General features: G+C 64.1%; 1 protein-coding gene. It reads left to right on the forward strand.

Annotated features, from left to right (window positions below; translation table 11 throughout):
- The first annotated feature begins 158 nt into the window (after window positions 1-158).
- Entirely contained in the window at window positions 159-1,646 is a 1,488-nt protein-coding gene (locus tag ON19_RS30905) for an ISL3 family transposase (RefSeq protein WP_083899723.1), read from the forward strand.
- Window positions 1,647-1,662 lie beyond the last annotated feature (16 nt).

Below are 1,662 nucleotides of genomic sequence, written 5' to 3' on the forward strand. Positions count from 1 at the left end.
TTCGTGATGCCGAAGCTCGGCGTTTGTCATCCGCATGCCCGCCTTGGTAATGGTCCCTGGCGTGTTCGATTGATGTTCGGAAGTTGTTGCCGCACTTGGCGGATTTGGTGATCGAAGCGGTCGATAGCGTGAGTGATCGGGTGCTGATCCGGGCTGCGGTGGCTGCACCGACTGTCCGGTGCCCAGGATGTGAGTCGCCCTCGGCGCGAGTGCATTCCCGCTATCAGCGAACCCTGGCCGACGCTGCGATCGCTGGCAGAGTTGTGATCGTTCAACTGATAGTTCGGCGGTTCTTCTGCCCGAACCACGATTGCTCGGCGAAGACCTTCGCAGAACAGGTCGCCGGCCTGACGGTGAAGTGGTCGCGGCGCACGAACCGGTTGACGTCGATGCTCGCCGCAATCGGGCTGGCAATGGCCGGCCGTGCCGGTGCCCGGTTGGCGGATCGATTGGGCCTGCCTGCCAGCCGGGACACGTTGATCCGGCTGGTCCGCCAGTTGCCGGACCCGCCGAACAACCCGGTCACGATCTTGGGTGTCGACGATTTCGCAGTCCGCCGCGGCCACCGCTACGGAACCGTCTTGATCGACCTCGACACACGCAAACCGATCGACCTGATCGATGGTCGCGATGGTGACGCCCTGGCCGCATGGCTGCGTGCCAGACCCCTGCCGCAATTCATCTGCCGGGACCGGGCCGGCGGCTATGCCGAAGGCGCCCGGCAGGGCGCTCCGGACGCAACGCAGGTCGCCGACCGTTTCCATCTCTGGCAGAACCTCGGCCAAGCCGTGGAGAAAGACCTTTCAGCGATCCGCCGAGACCTTGCTGAGGCCTTGGCAGCGGCAGCTGCCGCCGAGGCCTCCAATCGGACGCCTGCGGTCGTCGATCATCGTGAATTGAAGGTGGTCAAACGATTCCGGCATCAGCATGCCGCGGTTCACCGGCTGCTGCAGCAGGGACTGAGCAAGTCCGCGGTCGGTCGTGAGCTGGGCCTGCATCCAGCGACAGTGCGCAAGTTCGCCAATGTCGAGACCGTCGATCCGCTGATCGCCAAGAACCAGCAGCGTTCGTCCATCCTGGACGGCTACCACGAACACCTGCACCGACGCTGGAACGAAGGCATCCGCAACGGCGCCCAACTCACCCGTGAGATCGCCGAGCTCGGATACCCCGGCACCGAACAGCAGGTCCAACGCTATCTGCGACGATTCCGCACCAGAACCGGCCATATGCCGGTCCCCGCCCCGCGACCGCCGTCGGTCCGCGACATGACCCGGTGGATCATGACCGATCCGGCCAACCTCACCACCGACGACTCCACGCGCCTGCACCAGCTCGGCAAACGCAGCAAAGACCTGCGTCGGTTGGCAAACCATGTCGAGGACTTCGCGATCATGATGACCCGGCTCGAAGGCCACCGCCTCGAAGAATGGATCAACACCGTCGAGAACGACTCCCTGACCGCGATCGGCTCGTTCGCCCGCAACCTCCGCCGCGATATCGACGCTGTCCGCAACGGCCTGACTCTGCCCTACAGCTCCGGCCCGGTCGAAGGCCACATCAACCGCATCAAAATGATCAAACGCCAAATGTTCGGCCGGGCCAACCTCGACCTACTCCGCAAACGCACTCTGCTGCAGACCTGATCACGAAGACTGCGCC

Source organism: Nocardia abscessus NBRC 100374, assembly GCF_000308455.1.
GTDB classification, from domain to species: domain Bacteria; phylum Actinomycetota; class Actinomycetes; order Mycobacteriales; family Mycobacteriaceae; genus Nocardia; species Nocardia abscessus.